The organism is Granulicella arctica, assembly GCF_025685605.1.
Classification (GTDB): Bacteria; Acidobacteriota; Terriglobia; order Terriglobales; family Acidobacteriaceae; genus Edaphobacter; species Edaphobacter arcticus.
On record NZ_JAGTUT010000001.1, the window covers coordinates 679,090 to 696,818 of the forward strand.

Below are 17,729 nucleotides of genomic sequence, written 5' to 3' on the forward strand. Positions count from 1 at the left end.
TCTATCCTTACCGTCGCCACCAGTCAGCCCTGACCTGCTGTCCGCGAACGACTTCGACCGGCTTACCCGGCTGCGGCGACCAGAGCGCTGTTCCTCGCTCCGCGGCAACTTCATACATGCGCTCAATTGGCTGACGCCATCCGTGCAGCGCCAAGTCAAACAAGCCCCAGTGGATCGGCATCAGGAACCCGCCAGAGTTCATCGCCTCAAAGGCTTTGACCGCACCGTCCGGCCCGATATGAATGTCCTTCCACATCTCGTTGAACGCTCCGATTTCGATCAGGGTAAGGTCGAATGGACCATAGTCCGCGCCGATCTCCGCAAAGCCATCCCACCAGCCGGTATCCGCTCCGTAGTAGACCGAGTGTTCCGTCCCCTTCAATACGAAAGACGACCAAAGCGTCTCGAATCGGTTCGACAGGCTGCGCCCGGAAAAGTGCCGAGCGGGAAGCGCCGTCAGGTTTAAGCTCCCGACCGCCACACTCTCCGTCCAGTTCAGTTCGGTGATCTTCTCCGCCGCGACGCCAAACGCTCGCAAAAGCTCTCCGACACCCAGCGAGGTCACCCAGCGCGCGTCGGACTGCAACGCAGCCAACTGCTCAACGCTCTTCCGCCCGAGGTGATCGTAGTGATCGTGCGAGATCAGGACTACATCGATTTCCGGCAAGTCTTCAAGCCGCAGCGTGGGCGCGTAGAAGCGCTTTGGTCCTCCCCAGCTGACTGGACTGGCTCGCTCGTCCCACACCGGATCGATCAGCACCCGCGTGCCATCGATCTCGATCAGCGTCGAGGAGTGACCGAACCACGTTACCCGGAGTCCACTCGCCGGGGCCGTTTGATAGACCGAAGTATCGGTAACAAAGGGCCCGATTGCCACCTTCGGCACTCGTTCCTCTTTGTTGGTCAGATACATCGGCAGGATCTTGAAGATCGTCCCTAGTCCGCCGACCGCCGTCTTTATAGGGTTGACGTACTTCCGCCCCACCTTACCTGCCCGCTGCAATAATCCCATCTACCTAGAATGCCATGCCGCAGCGCACTACTGCTGCGGAAGCTTCCAGGCGAACAGCACACCACCGCCGCTGGTCAGCAGGTATTGGCTGCCATCCAGCTCGTAGGTCGTCGGCGAACTGGCGATCGTCCCGCCAGCACCAGCATGCCAGAGCGTCTTTCCATCGCTGGTAGCGAGAGCGAGGAAGTTCCCATGGGAGTCACCCGAGAACGTCAGCCCGGACTCCGTCGTGAGCACGCCCGAGCCTGAGCCTCCTGGCCCGACCTCGTGTGTCCAGCGCGTCTTGCCTGTCTGGTAGTCGATGGCTTCGATCACGCCCTTGCTCCACAGACCGTAGTCGCCACCTGCCCAGCCATAAGTGCCGTCAGCGGGCTTCGAGAAGTAGATGCTCCAGCTTGGCCGTGCGTCGACGATAAACAGACCTGTCTTTGGATCGAAGCTCGGGGACCGGAAGTTCGTCGCCCCTCCCTCATCTGGAGCAATCAGCCGTCCATCGGGAGCAGGCTCCTTCTCCTTCGCCGGGATCGGCTGCCCCTTCTTATCGAGGCCCGTAGCCCAGTTCACCGGAGTAAACGGAACCGTCAGCAGATTCTTCCCGTCCGTTCGATCCAGCACGAAGAAGTAGCCGTTGCGTGAGGCCTGCATCAGCATCTTCCGCGGTTTTCCGTGGAAGTCGGCATCGACCAGCACCGGGACCTCGACCGCATCCCAGTCATGCGTATCGTGTGGCGACGGCTGGAAGGCCCATTTCAGCTTGCCTGTGTCGGGATTCAACGCCACGATGCTGCAGGTATACAGGTTGTCGCCCGGACGAGTCGAACCAGTCAACACCGGCGTTGGATTGCCCGTGCCCCAATAGATCAGGTTCAGGTCGGGATCGTACGTTCCGGCCATCCACGTTGTGCCACCTGTCGTCTTCTCAGTCGTACCCTCGGGCGGCGTCACGTCCCACTGCCACTGCGTCTTGCCTGTCTCCGGATCAACCGACCGCACAAACGTCGGCAGATTATCCAGGTCGCCGCCAACCCCGATGATGACGTGATTGCCCACGATCAGCGGAGCCATCGTCGCCCAATAGCCTTTCTCAACGTCGGCTATCTGGACGATCCAGCGCACCGAGCCATCCTTCGCATTCAGCGAAATCAGATGCGCGTCCGGCGAGGTAAAGAAGACATATCCTTTGTAAACGCCCACGCCTCGCTGACCGATATGGTCGCCCTTGTTCGGCGGATAGGTATAGTGCCACAGCATGTGCCCCGACCGGGCATCAACCGCCCAGACGTTATCGGGCAGCGTAAAGTACAGCACCCCATCTACCAGGATCGGCGACGACTTGATGACCGCGGTGCCCCCGGTCTGGAATGCCCAGGCAAGGCCCAGGTTCGCCACATTCTTTGGCGTAATCTGCGTCAGGCTGCTGTGCCGTCTGCCGGAGTAGTCGCCGTGGTAGCCGGGCCAGCTATCCGCTGGCGGCTTCAGCAGCGTTTCCGCTGTTACGTTCTGCCCGGCCAGCGATCGGACGCAGGGGAGCCACAGCATGGTGCCCGCAAGAAAAACCAGAGTCATCTTCAACAACTTCATAAGCGATGAAACCTTTCACGGCCACATACGGAGCCCGGGATCGTCGGCACTCGCCTCGGTTGCAAGGGGCAAGAAGCTCAATGAACGTAGCAGCAAACTTAGCAGGTTACCCCCTGCGAAGTGAAGCGCCGGGAAGAAAAGGTGTCTCAGGTAAGGATCGACGCACGTCCGCTATCAGCTAAGAAATTGTTGCTCCTGCACCTTGATCGCCCCATGGCATCCTTCTAGCGAATCGTATTCGACGCGGTTACGACCATTCTCCTTGGCTCGATAGAGGGCACTATCTGCCCCGCCGATCAGATCGAGCAAGGTGCCAGAGGTCGGAAACTCCATCACCGCCACGCCGATACTGATCGTCGCAAATGGTCCCACCGCCGACTCGTTCTCGATCTTCAGCGCGTCGACCGCCGCCTGCATCTTTCTCGAAACAGCTGCCGCCCCCTGTATGCCGGTCGTCGGCAGCAGAATGACAAACTCCTCTCCGCCGTATCGGGCGAGCATGTCGCCACTGCGAGGCAGTTCGTCGCGCATCGCTTGCGCAATCTTCCTGAGGCACCCATCCCCATAAAGATGGCCGTGGCGATCGTTGAGACGCTTGAAGTGGTCCACATCGATCATCAACAGCGCGAGCGGCTGTCGCGTTCGTACTGCCCGGTCCCACTCATCTTCAAAAGTCCGGTCAAAACAGCGCCGGTTCGACAGACCCGTGAGGCTGTCTGTCAGCGAGATCTCCTCGAGGTGCTGCTGCGTCTGCAGAAGCTCCTGTTGCGTGCGAATAAAACGGCTCTGCAATGAGGTCGCCCGTATACAGTAGATCGCAAACCCGAGAATAAGCGAGCCGATGCCAATATGCTGATGAGTGCGCACGACCGCAAAACAGAGACTGAACAACGCTGCCGTAAAGATGGTCGGGCTGACGTTGTCGACGAACATGACAAGCGGACGCCGGTCGAACGAAACCTCATCCTCGGAAGACTCTGGTGACTTCGTAAAGGCCGCAATCCCGAGGTAAAAAAACGCCAAGTCTGTCCACAGATCGAAAAATCCGGTCAATCCATTCCTTGTTATGTAGGCGTAGTTCAACAGACTTACCGCAACGACGTAAAGCCACAGGTAGGTCGAGAGCACTTTGTAGAAGTAAGCCATGGCGCCGTCTTTGCGATGGGCAATGAACCGCAGCGTTGCGCCTCCGGCCAGCAACAGGGATTCGAGCGTGTAGATCAGCACCAGACGGCGTGCGCTGATAGGCTGTACCTGTTTGTGAGTAAAGGGCGATACAGAGAAGAAGGCTACGTAGATTAGGTAGGCCGTCATGCAGGCTTGAATGCCGTCGAGCCAGACAAACAGACGGCCGCCATCGCGGCGACTTGGTGTCGAGATAGCCAGAAGGATCGGCACGCCAAAGATCGCGATATCGAAGTCGGCAAACGAGGCTATCTCCGGGGAGACATGGAGAGAGAGTTCCTCAAACGAGAGGATGATGATTCCGGAAGCCCAGAGAAGGAGGCTCAGCCCGGTTAGTGACCAGGCAATCCGCGCGCTCGATGCTCCAGAGCGAAAATGTCTGCTGCACCCGACAAACGCCAGCAGCGGTGCCCCGACGACGAATGGATACGAAACAAGCGCTGCGTGAGCCGGAAACAGCAGGATACAGAGCCAATGCAGGAGGATGAACCCGCCGGCGGCAGCAACCAACATCCTGAACTGTCTTGATCGTGTCAGCATGTGGCCTCTACAACCTGCAATTGCAAGAAATCTCCTGACAAATAAATTCCGGGAGGCGGTGACCTTTACTTATATACGCTGCTTAGAATGTCTTGGATGGAATGACAATACTACAGTCATGACTTTCGCTGTTTGATGCATCGGCGGCTGCCGCAGAGACTTTACACACACTAAAAACTCGCCACTAGCGACCTCAGCAGTTAACAGGGACACGCAGTCCCTGTTAACTGCCTCCGCAAGCCTGCGCTCTGGCTCCTCTGAGGCAAGCGCGATCAGTGCCGCTCTAGCGCGACGCGGTTGCCTCATCGCTGTAAAACGCAGCGATTTCCGGGGCATACTGCTTTTCAACCACACGCCGCTTCAGCTTCAGGCTCGGCGTCAACGTCCCACTCTCGATGGTCCACTCGTCCGGCACCACGGTCATCCGCTTCATCGCTTCATACTGGGCCAGCCCGCCATTTACCTGGTCGACGATTCCCTGGTAGAGCTTCACCACCTTAGGATCCTTCACCAGTGCCGCACGATCCGTCGCGGCCACTCCCTGCCCCTTGGCCCATCCTTCCAGCGCCGCGAAGTTGGGCGAGATCAGCACACACGCAAACTTGTGCCTATCTCCAACCAGTGCGGCCTCCGCGACCAGAGTGTTCGCCTTCAATTTGTTTTCGATGGGCTGCGGAGCGATCAGCTTCCCGCCGCTCGTCTTCAGCAACTCCTTCTTGCGATCCGTGATCGAGAGGAACCCCTCAGCATCCATCGCACCGATGTCGCCAGTCTTGAACCAGCCATCCGCGGTGAACGCCTCCTCCGTCTCTTTCGGCTTCTTCCAGTAGCCATTAAAGACAGACGGCCCACGTACCTCAAGCTCCCCATCCTCGGCGAACCGACACTCCACATTCGCAAGGGGCTTGCCCACTGTGCCAATCTTGTAGGCCTCGGGATAGTTCACCGCGATCACCGGAGAGGTCTCCGTAAGCCCATAACCCTCCATAATCCGTGTGCCAGTGTCCGCAAACCAGCCCGCCGAATCCATCCCCAGCGGCGCGCCGCCTGAGATGAAGGTCTTCACGCACCCGCCAAACGCCAGCCGAATCTTCGAGTACACCAGCTTGTCCGCCACCTTCCAGCTCAGTGACCCCGGCGTCTTGCCCGCCATGGTCTCTGCCCGATGTCCTTTGCCCACCCCGACCGCCCACTTGAGAATCCGCGACTTCACTGGCGAGGCAGCCGACTTGCCCTCCACCGCCTGACGGATCTTCTCGTACACCCGCGGCACCGCCAGCAGGATCGTCGGCTTGATCGCCTGCATCGACGCCACAACCTGGTCGAAGCGTGGACAGTACGCCATCCGCACACCCTGGCAGAGCATCGCATAGTCCGTATGCCGCGCTGTCACGTGCGATAGCGCCAGGAACGAGATGCAGCTATCCGACTTATCAAAACCCAGCGGCCCCGTCGAAATGTTCACATTGCTACCGAGGTTTCCGTGGGTGAGCATGACACCCTTCGGCTCCCCAGTCGTGCCCGAGGTGTAGATGATCGTTGCCAGGTCCTCCGGCGTAACCGCCTTCGCCCGCGCATCGAAGGTCGCATCGGGGGACTGCCGCTCCGCCGCTCCTGCCATCAGCGCGCTGAAGCTCTCGGCCCCGGGAAATTCGCCCGCATCCATCACCACCACATGCTCCAGGTCGGGAAGCTCTCCAGCTTCAGCCAACTTCGCATACTGGTCGGCCGACGACACAATCAGCACCTTCGCATTGGAGTCCCGCAGCATGTAGCCAACATGCTCTGGGGTAAGCGTCGGATAGAGCGGCACATCGACAGCGCCAATCGCCAGCGTCGCGAAGTCCACCACCGGCCACTCCCAGCGGTTCTCGCAGATCAGCGCGACCCGGTCACCCTTCCCGATGCCCCATCCCATCAGCACATCCGCCAGCGCCCGCACTCGCCCGTACAGCTCCGCGGAGGTAATCGGCTTCCATGCGCCGGACGCATCCTGCCACATCATTACCGTCTGCTCGCCACGCGCACCAAGCCGCGCAAAGACATCGTTCACCGTCGCTACATTCAGAAGCATCGTTCCTTCATTCCGGCCTGCGTCCGCTTCATTCCGGACTGCGGCCTGACGTAATCCCGTTCAGCAGCACATCGAGAACCTGCACCGCGGTTGTCTTCGCATCATAGACGCGCCCGGTGAATACCGCAGAACTCAGCAGCTCATCGATCGCCCCGAACATGCAGTGCGCCACAATTCCATCCGAAACATCCTTCCGAATCAGACCCTGCGCCTGCCCCCGCCGCACCACCTCGCGCACCACCTGGATGTACTTCACAAGATGATGATGCGAGAACTCGGCGATAAATTTCGCCGATTGCCGAACCTCCGTCTGCATCAGGATCGCCATACTCCGGTTGGTCGATCCGCTCTCCAGGTGCAGTTCCGCTATGTATTCAAGCTGTGCTCGCGGATCATCAAGCGTCTCAAACCGCTCCACCACTCGTTGATGAAACCGGTTGAAGTTCGCATCGATAGCCGCCCGTAGCACGTCGTCCTTGCTCCTGAAGTAGAGATAGATCGTGCCATCGGCCACGCCAGCCCGTGCCGCAATTGCACTCACCGGCGAGTTGAAGTAGCCATTTTCCGCGATCACCTCAACCGCTGCATCAAGAATTCGTTGATACTTCTCGTTCCCCGGAGCGGTCGTCGACACAATCCCGCCGTCGACCCCATTCTCCGTTCTCGCCCCGGTGCGTTTCAGACTTACCTCTACGCTGGAAATCTCCAGTCAAGTCACTGTAATGATTCATAACTCCTTTGCCAATACTGAATGAGGATTCAGCCATCAACGCATTCTCCACAGGCGGAATCAAGCTACGTACTTGGGAGACCCTCGGGCAGGTGTTCCGCTGAAGCCAGATGATTACGCGAAGAAACTTCCTCACGACCGGCACCGCAGCCGCAGTCGGTACCATCGCCCTCTCGCATACCGCTCGTGCTGAAGCGCCTCAACGCTTCCGCGACCTTCCTGCATCGCTCGCACAACTTGAGAAGGTCAACAGCGGACGCCTTGGCGTCGCCATCTTCGACACTGGATCAGGCGAACGCACCGGCCACCGATCCGAAGAGCGCTTCGCCATGTGCAGCACCTTCAAGATGATGCTTGCAACAGCCGTCCTCCAGCGCGTCGACGCGAAACAGGAGCACCTTGACCGGGACGTCGACATCCCCGCTAAGCCGCTGGTCAACTACTCGCCCCTTACGGAGCCGCATGCAGGCGGGCAGATGACCGTCGCCGAACTCTGCCATGCGGCTTTGACCCGCAGCGACAACACCGCAGCCAACCTGCTGCTCGCCACCATCGGCGGCCCTGAGGGCTTCACCCACTTTGCCCGCTCCATCGGCGATCCCATCACACGCCTCGACCGCACGGAGACGACCCTCAACGAAGCGCGTCCGGGCGATCCACGTGACACGACCTCTCCCACGAAGATGGCCGACAACATGCAAAAGATTCTTCTCGGCAACGTCCTCTCGCCAGTCACGCGCGCCAGGCTTACCCAATGGATGATTGAAAACGAGACCGGCAAAGAACGCCTCCGCGCTAATCTGCCCTCTGACTGGCGCGCCGCCGATAAGACAGGCTCCAATGGCGAGACCACCTCAAATGACATCGCCATCCTCTGGCCGCCCAACCAGGCACCCATCATCATCACCGCCTACCTGACCGAGTGTGCCGGCCCAGAGGCAAAGCGTGGCGCCGTCCTGGCCGAAGTAGCAAGGCTTGTCAGAGCCGCGTTGCAGACCGTCTGAGCGTTTGAGCTGCAGCTCAGACCCCCGAGTCTGGAGGCCCGAGCAGTCTTTATGCCTGCGGCTTCGGAGTCAATCGAACAAACGCAGTAGCAGCGTTCGGCCAGTCAGCCAGCATACCTGCCGCCAGACTGCTTGCGGACTCCTCCGCATGCTTCGCCAGCAGGGTACGCAGACTCTCCTGCGCCTCGGCATCTGCGTCGGCGAAGGTATCCGCCGTCAGGAAGTCCGGATGGTAGCGGCCCTTGCGCACGAACGAGCCATCGACGTCGTAGACCCACGCCAGACCGCCCGTCATGCCTGCACCAAAGTTCATGCCAGCGCCGCCCATCACGACCACGATGCCGCCTGTCATGTACTCGCAGCCATGGTCGCCCACACCTTCGACAACCGTAATCGCGCCAGAGTTCCGCACCGCAAACCGCTCGCCCGCACGTCCTGCCGCAAACAGGTAGCCCGACGTAGCCCCATACAGCGCCACGTTCCCGAGAATCACATGCTGGCCGCTATCCTTCGCAGCCAGACCACGCGCACGAATCACAAGTTCGCCGCCCGATAGTCCCTTACCCACAAAGTCGTTCGCCTGACCGTCGAGCACCAGCTTCATGCCCTCCACTGCAAATGCTCCGAAGCTCTGCCCTGCAACGCCGAGCAGGTTGAAGGTGACATCGGCCGGCACCTCGGCCTGGGCACGCTGTAGCGAGATCTCGCCTGCCAGCCGGGCTCCGATTGCCCGATCCCGGTTCGCAATCGGCGAATCAACGACGTACGGCTTTCCTTCTTTGATCGCCGCAAGCGCTGGCTCAACCCACGCCTCATCAAGCGGAAGCCGTGACGAAGGCCGATCGTTCCGAACACCCTCCCACCGAACCGGTCCCTCGCCTCGCTGCGCAAACAGCGGCTGCAGGTCGAGACCGCCGTCGAAGCGTACCTGCTCCAGCAGATCCGTCCGGCCAATCGCCGCCTCAATCGAAGGCAGACCGTATCGCGCCAGCATCTGCTGCAGATCGCCCGCAAGCTGCTCGAAGAATCGCACCACATGCTCCGGCTTGCCGCGGAACTTAGCCCGCAACTCCGGCTTCTGTGTCGCAATTCCTGTTGGGCAGGTATTCAGGTGACACTGTCGTGCCATATCGCAGCCGAGAACCACCAGCACCGACGTACCGAACGCGAACTCATCCGCACCCAGCAACGCCGCCACCAGCACATCGCGCGCCGTCGCCAGCCCGCCATCGGTGCGCAGCCGGACCCTTCCGCGCATGCCGTTTTCCATCAGCACCTGCTGCGCCTCGGCCAGCCCAAGCTCCCACGGATTGCCCGCATACTTGATGCTCGACAACGCCGCCGCACCGGTTCCGCCAGTATTGCCCGCGATGACGATGAAGTCCGCATACGCCTTCGCCACACCCGCCGCAACCGTTCCCACCCCGCAGCTCGAAACCAGCTTGACTCCAACCGCGGCGCGAGGATTCACACGCTTCAGATCGAAGATCAACTGCGCCAGGTCCTCAATCGAGTAAATATCATGATGCGGTGGCGGCGAGATTAGCGACACGCCCGGCTGTGCATGCCGAAGCCGCGCAATGAGACCACTCACCTTGTAGCCGGGAAGTTGCCCACCCTCGCCCGGCTTGGCTCCTTGAGCTACCTTAATCTCGATCTCTTCCGCGTGCGCAAGATACTCCGCCGTCACGCCGAACCGGCCCGAGGCCACCTGCTTGATCTTGTTATTCAGCAGCAGCTCCGAGATCGACGAAGCCTGAACCATCGGCTCTGCCAACGCCGTCGCGCTCGCCGAACGAGCCCGCATCGCGCCGCCGCCATCCGTCCCCGTATCGACCGCCGCCAGCTTATACACGTCGCGATCCTCTCCACCTTCGCCCGTATTCGACCGGCCGCCGAGGATGTTCATCGCCATCGTGATCGTCTGGTGAGCCTCGGGGCTCAGCGATCCAAGCGACATCGCACTCGCCACAAACCGCTTGCACAGGCTCGCTGCCGACTCCACCTCGCTAATCGGAATCTCCGTACCCGCCGGGCGAATCTCCAGAAGATCGCGCAGCACCGCAGGCTCACGCGCCGCGACATCCCGCGAGTACATCTGGAACGCATTCGTCGGGTCAGCCGGTAGCGCCACATTGCGCGCACTTCCGACCACCGACTGCAGCGCCTTTACCGTCCCCGGCTGCCACGCATGTGGCTCGGCCAGGTCTGTCTTGCGGAAGCGTACCCAGCCGTAGTCCGGCAGGTCTGCGCTCACCACTGCATCGGCTGCGGGCACCTGCCACGTCTCCCGCAACTGTCGCTCCAGTTCCGCAAAGCCAATACCCGAAAGTGGCGCAGGCGTATCCACAAAGCACCGCTCCACCACACTCGAATGCAGCCCCAGAATGTCGAACAGGTGTGCCCCCCGGTAGCTATCGACGACAGAAATACCCATCTTCGACATCACCTTCGCGAGCCCGGCATCAAGCGCCTTCAACATCTTCTTCTCGCTTTGGTCGGGGTCGCCGCCTGCAGGCGTCAGACTCCGCGCCGTCTCAAGCGCCAGCCACGGGCAAACCGCACCCGCACCATACCCGATCAGCACTGCCGCATGGTGAATGTCGCGGCAATCGCCCGCCTCGACCGCCATGCCGGCAAGTGTCCGCAGACCAGCCGCCACCAGCGCCTGGTGCACCACGCCAACAGCCATCGCCATCGGGATCGGCAACACTGCCGTGCTCGCTGAACGATCCGTAAGCATCAGGATGCGTGCGCCGCCATCCCGCACCAGTTCAATCGCCTTCGCAGCGAGGTCATCCAGCCCCTGCGTCAACGTCTGACCCACCGGAAACACGCACGGCAGTTCCTTGAAGCGTAACTCGGACGCATGCCCGTGGTCCTTTGCGCGCAGCGCAGCAACCTGCCCAAGCGACAGATACGGCGATTCCAGCGACAGGCCCGGCAGCGGCGCATTCTTGTCCAACAGATGGGGCCACGGTCCAAGCCGCGTATGCAGCGAGACCACGCACGCCTCGCGCAGAGGATCGATCGCCGGGTTTGTTACCTGCGCAAATCTTTGGCGGAAGTACGCATAAATCGGACGCGGCGCACGCGCCAGGAAGGCGAGCGGTGTATCGTCGCCCATCGACCAGACGGCGTCTTTGCCGTCCACAGCCATCGGCTGCAGAATCATCTTCACATCTTCGCGCGTATACCCAAACCCACGCTGAATCGTCGTTAGATCGGCAGCTTCGGGATGCGACACCGACAGCGAAGGTAGCAGCGTATCTTCTACAAGTTTCGTATAGGTAGCGCCTGCGTCGAAGAGCTCAATCAGAGCCTCGTCCTCATAAACCTTCTGCGCCACGAGGTCGACCACAAGCATCTGCCCCGGCCCAAGCCGCCCGCTATGCGTCACAATCTCAGGATCGAGATCGACCAGCCCGGTCTCCGAGCCTGCCACTACCAAACCATCTTTAGTGATCGCGAATCGGCAAGGCCGCAGACCGTTTCGATCCAGCACCGCACCCACAACTTTGCCGTCCGAGAACGCAATCGCCGCCGGACCATCCCACGGCTCCGCACAGTCCGTGTGGTAGCGCAGGAACGACGAAGCCTGGTGCCCCTCAGCAGCCGGTGGCAACAAGATGCGGATCGACTCCGACACCGTCCGCCCATTCTGCGAGAGGAGCTCGATTGCCTCATCGAGGCTCGTTGAATCGGTCCCATCCTGTGTCAGCACCGGCTTGCACTCAACCGGCAGCGTCGAATCTCGAGCCGCCATGCGCGCCCGATTGCCCCATACCGTATTAATCTCGCCATTGTGCGCCAGCGTCCTGCCTGGCTGCGCACGATGCCACGTCGGCAGCGTGTTTGTCGCATATCGCTGATGGAACACCGCAAACGGCGTCACATACTCCTCCGACGCAAGGTCGGGATAGAACTCCGGCAGCAGCCGTCCGATACACATCGCCTTGTACACCAGCGTCTGCGTCGAGAGCGAGCAGACATACCCTGTCAACTCGCCACTCTCATGCATGCGCTCAAACTGCTTCCGCGCCAGGTAGAGCCGCTTCTCCATCGGCACCACGGCGTCTGTAGCCTCATCGATCACCAGCACCTGTCGAATCTTCGGCATCGTGCTCAGCGCGATCTCGCCCAGCGTCTCCGTCACGATGGGCACATCGCGCCACGCAACCGCCTTCAGGTCATGCGAGGTAAGGCATCGCTCCAGCAGCCCCTCGGTCCGTGTCTCGCCATCCGGAACAAACAGCATTCCAACGCCAAGCGTCTGCTCGTCCGCCAACTCCACCCCGGTTGCCTTCAGCAACAACGCACGCGGAACAGCCGTCATCACGCCAACGCCGTCGCTGCTTTTACCATCAGCCGCAATCGCGCCACGGTGTGCAAGCCGCTCAAGCGCCGTCAAGGCCTGCCTCAAAATCTCATGCGAGGGAACAGCGGCAACCGAAGCTACAAAGCCAACACCGCACGAGTCATGATCGAAGCGCGCATCCACAAGCGAGGGGAAATTCGCCGAGCGACGCTGCTGCCGGATCTCCGCGACGGACACAGCGGACTCACTACAAACAGAGGTGGTACAAGATGTGCTGGACGCTTCCATGGCTCACTATACTTCGCGTTTGCCACGTAGGGCACCCGCGACCCTTCACAGGATTAGAAAATTTGGCGCTTCTTCAAGAGCTTGTGTATATTTATACATGCAAATGCATTTTTATGCATTTATGCGGTTCGCAGCATCGTGAGGCATTCACGATCATTCAACGAGACAGGAATAGATGTAGTTCTAGCAGATGAAACTCCAACGTCATACCGTAATTCGTGAATTACTGACTGCGTCCGCCAGCGCACAGACGCCGGTGGCCAATCAGGACGAGTTACGCCGCAAGCTCGCCGAGCGTGGTTTCCACGTCACACAGGCTACGCTCTCTCGCGATATTCACGATCTGCGCCTGTCAAAAGGCCCTACTGGCTACGCTCTACCCGCCGCGCTCGTTAATGAGGATGACCTTCCCGGCATCCGCGATGTACTCCGCAGCTTCGGCCTTGAAGTGCGCCAGGCCGGCAACCTCCTCGTCCTTATCACCGTCACTGGCGGAGCCCAGCCGATCGCCGCGGGCATCGACTACGAGGACTTCCCCGAAGTCGTCGGCACCATCGCCGGAGACGACACGGTCCTCATTATCTGCCCCGACGTCAAGCAGGCAGCCGCTTTGAAGACCAGAATGGAGGAGTCCATTGGCTAATCCCGCCGTCAATCCGCACATCGCCGTCGCCGGGGTCAGTGGCTATGCCGGGGCCGAACTTGCCCGCCTGCTCCTCCACCATCCGCGCCTCGCCACGGTAACCTTCTACGGCCGAGCCGGGGAACCCTCGATCCCGCTCACCGAGCTTCACCCTCAACTGGTCATCCCCGGCCGCGTCACTCCCCAGGTCCTCCCCTTCGACTGGGAAAAGCTAGCTGCCGACCACACCGACATCCTCTTCCTCGCCCTGCCCCACGAGCAGTCGCGCGAATTCGCACCCGAAGCGCTCGCCCGCGGTATCCGGGTCATCGACCTCAGCGGAGCCTGGCGTCTGCAGCACGAAGATCTCCGCGCCATCTACAAGCTCACCGACGCCGACCCGGCCCTTGCCGCCACCCTTCAAGCGGAAGCGGTCTACGGTGCCCCTGAGTTGCACCGCGACGGGATCGCCACGGCCCGCCTCGTCGCCAATCCCGGCTGCTACGCCACTTCGATCATCCTCGCCCTCGCCCCGCTCGTTGAATCCGGTCTCGTGGATATCGAACACGGCATCATCTGCGACTCGAAGTCGGGTGTCAGCGGCGCAGGGAAAGCGGCCACCGCTAAGACTCACTTCATGTATGCGGCCGACAATCTCTCCGCTTATAACGTCTTTGGCCACCGCCACATGGGCGAACTTCTCGAGCAGCTTCACCTCGAAGAGAGCCAGATCCAGTTCACTCCGCATCTGCTCCCGATCCCACGCGGCATCCTCTCTACGATCTACCTGCGCTTCCTCGAGCCAACCACACCCGAGGCAGTCACCAAAGTCTTCGCAGATTTCTATAAGGCCAGCCCGCTGGTCCGTCTGCACCCCACCCCATCGCTCCCGCAGATTCAGTACGTCGTCCGCACCAACTACTGTGACCTCGGCTTCGAGCTTGCAAAGGACGGCAAACGCCTCGTCATCGTCTCCTGCCTCGACAATCTATTAAAGGGTGCAGCCGGTCAGGCAGTCGAAAATATGAACCTGATGTGCGGCTGGCCCGAACAGGAAGGCTTACTTTGAAACTCATGCAGGAGGGCTCGCTTTGAAATTCGTCGTCAAGTTAGGCGGTGCCACGCTCGAAGACAAGGCCCTGCTCCACACCTGTGGCAAGGCCATCGCCGAGCTCGTCAAGGATGGCAACCAGGTAGCTGTCGTCCACGGTGGCGGCGTGCAACTCACCCGCACACTCGCCCAGATGGGCAAAGTCAGCCAGTTCATCTCCGGCCTCCGCGTCACCGATGCTGAAACCCGCGACGCCGCCCTGATGGTCCTCGCTGGGCGCGTCAACAAGTCGCTCGTCGCTTCCCTCGGCACCCACGGCCAGGCAGCCATGGGGCTGACCGGCGGTGACGGCCATGTCTTCCGCGCTCGCAAGAAAAAGACCGAACCTGACCTCGGCTTCGTCGGCGAGATCGCCGCAACCGATCCCCGCTGGCTCGATGCCATCTGGAAGATGGGCGCCGTCCCCGTCATCTCCTCCATCGCCCTCGGCTTCGATGGCGAGTACTACAACATCAATGCCGACGAGATGGCTGCCGCCTGCGCGATCTGCACCAACGCCGACGCACTCATCTTCCTTACCGACGTTCCCGGCGTCAAGGGTGCCGACGGTGCCGTGATGCGCTGGCTCACCCTCAAGCAGATTCCCGCGCTCGAAGCACAGGCCGTCATCACCGGCGGCATGTTGCCCAAGCTCCATGCCTGCCGTGACGCCCTCATCGGCGGCGTCAAGCGCGTCCGCATCCTCCCCGCCGAGGCAGCCGCCTCGCTTCCCGATATACTTTCTACCCGCGTCAACGATGGCACGGAGGTCATGGTCGCATGAAGTTAGAAGACATTCAGGCGAAGGAAAGCAAGCTCCTCCTTCAGACCTACGCTCGCACCCCAATCCTCTTCGTCAGCGGCCATGGCGTTCACCTGCAGGACGAGAATGGCACCGACTACCTCGACCTGCTCAGCGGCATCGGTGTCACCGCGCTCGGCTACAGCCACCCAGCTGTCACCGCCGCCATCGTCGCGCAGAGTAACAAGCTCCTCCATACCTCGAACCTCTTCTACCACGAAGGAACAGCCCCGCTCGCCGAGCGCCTCACGCGCCTCAGCGGCCTCGATCGCGTCTTCTTCTGCAACTCCGGCACCGAGGCATGGGAGGCCGCGCTCAAGCTCGCCCGCGCCCATGCGCTGATGCTCCGCGAGCAGCAGGGCAAGAACATCGGTTCGAAGTTCCTCGCCCTCACGCACTCCTTCCACGGCCGTACCATCGGCTCCGTCGCGACCACGCACAAGGAGAAGTACCGCGAGCCCTTCGCCCCGGTCATGCCCTGCGTCGAGTTCGTCGAGTTCGACAACGTAGCCGACCTTCGCGCCAAGTTCTCCAACCAGATCTGCGCCATCTGCATCGAGCCCGTCCAGGGTGAGGGCGGCATCCATCCCGTCTCGCAGGAGTTCTTCCAGACCGCCCGCGAGCTCTGCGATCAGACCGGCGCACTCCTCATGGCCGACGAGATCCAGTGCGGCTTCGGTCGCACCGGCAAGTGGTTCGCCTACCAGCACTACGGCGTCCTTCCCGACGTCACCACCATCGCCAAGCCCATCGCCAACGGCATCCCCATGGGCGCACTGCTCTGCACCGAAGCCGCAGCGCAGTCCATCACCCCCGGCATGCACGGCACGACCTTCGGCGGCGGGCCACTCGCCTGCGCCGTAGCCACCGCAGTCATCGACACCATCGAATCCACCGATCTCCTCGCCCACGTCGAAGACGTCGGCACCTACTTCCGCAGCCAGCTCGAAGAACTTGCCACCCGTCACGCCGCCATCGTGGATGTCCGCGGCATGGGCCTCATGATCGGCATCGAACTGGATTCAGAGGCTCTCGCAACTGAGATCGCCGCTGAGATGCTCGATCGCCACATCATCATCAATCGCACCAGCGAGACCGTCCTGCGTTTTCTTCCGCCCTACATCCTTGAGCGCAAGCACGTCGACACCGCCATCACCGCTCTCAACGAACTCTTCACCAACCACGCATCATCCGCAGATACCGACGCCGAGCTTGAAGGAGAACACCTCAATGGGTAGCAAAACAATCAGCATCGCTCCGGGCGAAAACCCCGTACCACCAGCCAAAGCCAGCCTCGGCATCCAGTCCGATACTGCCTTCACCGAGGCATCCAAGCGCCTCGCCGGTCGCGATCTCTGCTCCATCGCCGACTTCACCGTAGACGAGATGGCCGCCGTCATGGAGCTCGCCCACGCCGTCAAGACCAACCCCGAAGACTTTCGCCACGCCCTCGACGCACGCCAGATGGTCATGTTCTTCGAGAAGGCATCGCTCCGCACGCGCCTCACCTTCGAGGCCGCCATCAACACCCTCGGCGGCAACGCCATCTTCGTCGACCAGACCCAATCGCCCCTCGGCGAGCGCGAGTCCCTCGGCGACATGGCCCACAACATCGAGCGCTGGATGAACATCATCGTCCTCCGCACCTACTCCCACGACACCATCACCGAGATGGCCGCCTGCTCGCGTGTCCCCGTCATCAACGCCCTCTCGGATCTCGAACACCCCTGCCAGGCCATCGCCGATTTCTTCACCCTCGAAGAGCGCTTCGGCTCTGTAGAAGGTCTCCAGTTCGCCTACGTCGGCGACGGCAATAACGTCTGCCACTCCCTCATGCTCACCGCCGCGCAACTCGGCGCACACTGCACCGTCGCTACTCCCAAAGGCTTCGCTCCCAAGCTCGACATCATTCACAAAGCCATCGAGATCAGCGAGCAGACCGGCGGCACCATCACCCTCACCAGCGACCCTATTAAGGCCGTCACGGGAGTAGACGCCGTCTACACCGACGTCTGCACCAGCATGGGCTTCGAGCACGAGGCCACCAAGCGCGCCCCCATCTTCGCCCCTTACCAGGTCAACGAAGCCCTGATGTCCCACGCCAAAGCGGACGCCGTCTTCATGCACTGCCTCCCCGCCCACCGCAACGCCGAGGTCACCAACGCCGTCCTCGACGGCCCGCAATCCGTAGTCTTCGACCAGGCCGAAAACCGCATGCACGCCCAGAAAGCCTTGCTCCTCATGCTCCTCGGCGGAGCCAAGCGCATCCCCAACAACCGCAACCGCCACAACCGCTAAGCTCATTGTTCTTCGTAAATGCATAACTCATGCACATTGAATGTCAGAATTGCGCAACTAAACTCACACTCGAACTTGAATGGGTGAACCCTTCCGTCCGCAACCACACGATGGGCGAACAGATGCTTACGCAGGGGTCAATGACACGTGAGGATGGAAACTACTTACATGGGCACGTTGGTGTG

The 17,729-nt window shown here is 61.0% G+C and carries 12 protein-coding genes; 6 read left to right on the forward strand and 6 right to left on the reverse strand.

Features of this window, described 5'->3' with window-relative positions; genetic code table 11:
- Positions 1-7 precede the first annotated feature (7 nt).
- The 5 genes from OHL20_RS02760 to OHL20_RS02780 form a co-directional block, all read right to left on the reverse strand.
- The gene (locus OHL20_RS02760) at positions 8-1,012 is read right to left on the reverse strand and encodes an MBL fold metallo-hydrolase (RefSeq protein WP_263381685.1); all 1,005 of its coding nucleotides are present in this window, start codon (positions 1,010-1,012) and stop codon (positions 8-10) included.
- A 27-nt stretch (positions 1,013-1,039) separates the two neighbouring features.
- Positions 1,040-2,578: an acido-empty-quinoprotein group A gene (locus OHL20_RS02765; RefSeq protein WP_263381686.1), complete on the reverse strand. Its 1,539-nt coding sequence runs from the start codon at positions 2,576-2,578 to the stop codon at positions 1,040-1,042.
- A 189-nt stretch (positions 2,579-2,767) separates the two neighbouring features.
- Positions 2,768-4,318, reverse strand: coding sequence for a GGDEF domain-containing protein (locus OHL20_RS02770; protein WP_263381687.1), 1,551 nt, complete (start codon positions 4,316-4,318; stop codon positions 2,768-2,770).
- A 283-nt stretch (positions 4,319-4,601) separates the two neighbouring features.
- Positions 4,602-6,392: an AMP-dependent synthetase/ligase gene (locus OHL20_RS02775; RefSeq protein ID WP_263381688.1), complete on the reverse strand. Its 1,791-nt coding sequence runs from the start codon at positions 6,390-6,392 to the stop codon at positions 4,602-4,604.
- 28 nt (positions 6,393-6,420) lie between these two features.
- The gene (locus tag OHL20_RS02780) at positions 6,421-7,026 is read right to left on the reverse strand and encodes a TetR/AcrR family transcriptional regulator (protein WP_263381689.1); all 606 of its coding nucleotides are present in this window, start codon (positions 7,024-7,026) and stop codon (positions 6,421-6,423) included.
- A gap of 206 nt (positions 7,027-7,232) precedes the next feature.
- Between OHL20_RS02780 and bla the strand changes: the two genes are divergently transcribed.
- On the forward strand, positions 7,233-8,126 hold the full coding sequence (gene bla / locus OHL20_RS02785; RefSeq protein WP_263381690.1) for a class A beta-lactamase: 894 nt from the start codon (positions 7,233-7,235) through the stop codon (positions 8,124-8,126).
- A gap of 49 nt (positions 8,127-8,175) precedes the next feature.
- Here bla and OHL20_RS02790 read toward each other — a convergent pair whose 3' ends face one another.
- Positions 8,176-12,681 (reverse strand): glutamate synthase-related protein, encoded by a 4,506-nt coding sequence (locus OHL20_RS02790; RefSeq protein WP_263381691.1) that lies wholly within the window; start codon positions 12,679-12,681, stop codon positions 8,176-8,178.
- Between the two features lie 241 nt (positions 12,682-12,922).
- On the opposite strand from OHL20_RS02790, the gene OHL20_RS02795 reads away from it, so the two are divergent.
- The 5 genes from OHL20_RS02795 to argF are packed head-to-tail and all read left to right on the forward strand — an operon-like array spanning position 12,923 to position 17,544.
- Positions 12,923-13,375 carry an arginine repressor gene (locus OHL20_RS02795; protein WP_263381692.1) on the forward strand — a complete coding sequence of 151 codons (453 nt, stop codon included), beginning with the start codon at positions 12,923-12,925 and terminating at the stop codon, positions 13,373-13,375.
- Positions 13,368-14,423: an N-acetyl-gamma-glutamyl-phosphate reductase gene (argC, locus tag OHL20_RS02800; protein ID WP_263381693.1), complete on the forward strand. Its 1,056-nt coding sequence runs from the start codon at positions 13,368-13,370 to the stop codon at positions 14,421-14,423. The genes OHL20_RS02795 and argC overlap by 8 nt, the downstream gene beginning before the upstream one ends.
- Before the next feature lie 22 nt (positions 14,424-14,445).
- The gene (gene argB / locus OHL20_RS02805) at positions 14,446-15,228 is read left to right on the forward strand and encodes an acetylglutamate kinase (RefSeq protein WP_263381694.1); all 783 of its coding nucleotides are present in this window, start codon (positions 14,446-14,448) and stop codon (positions 15,226-15,228) included.
- Complete coding sequence (locus OHL20_RS02810; RefSeq protein WP_263381695.1) at positions 15,225-16,484, forward strand: aspartate aminotransferase family protein; 1,260 nt, start codon at positions 15,225-15,227, stop codon at positions 16,482-16,484. The genes argB and OHL20_RS02810 overlap by 4 nt, the downstream gene beginning before the upstream one ends.
- Positions 16,477-17,544, forward strand: a complete 1,068-nt coding sequence (gene argF / locus OHL20_RS02815) for an ornithine carbamoyltransferase (RefSeq protein WP_263381696.1) — start codon at positions 16,477-16,479, stop codon at positions 17,542-17,544. The genes OHL20_RS02810 and argF overlap by 8 nt, the downstream gene beginning before the upstream one ends.
- The last annotated feature ends 185 nt before the right edge of the window (positions 17,545-17,729 follow it).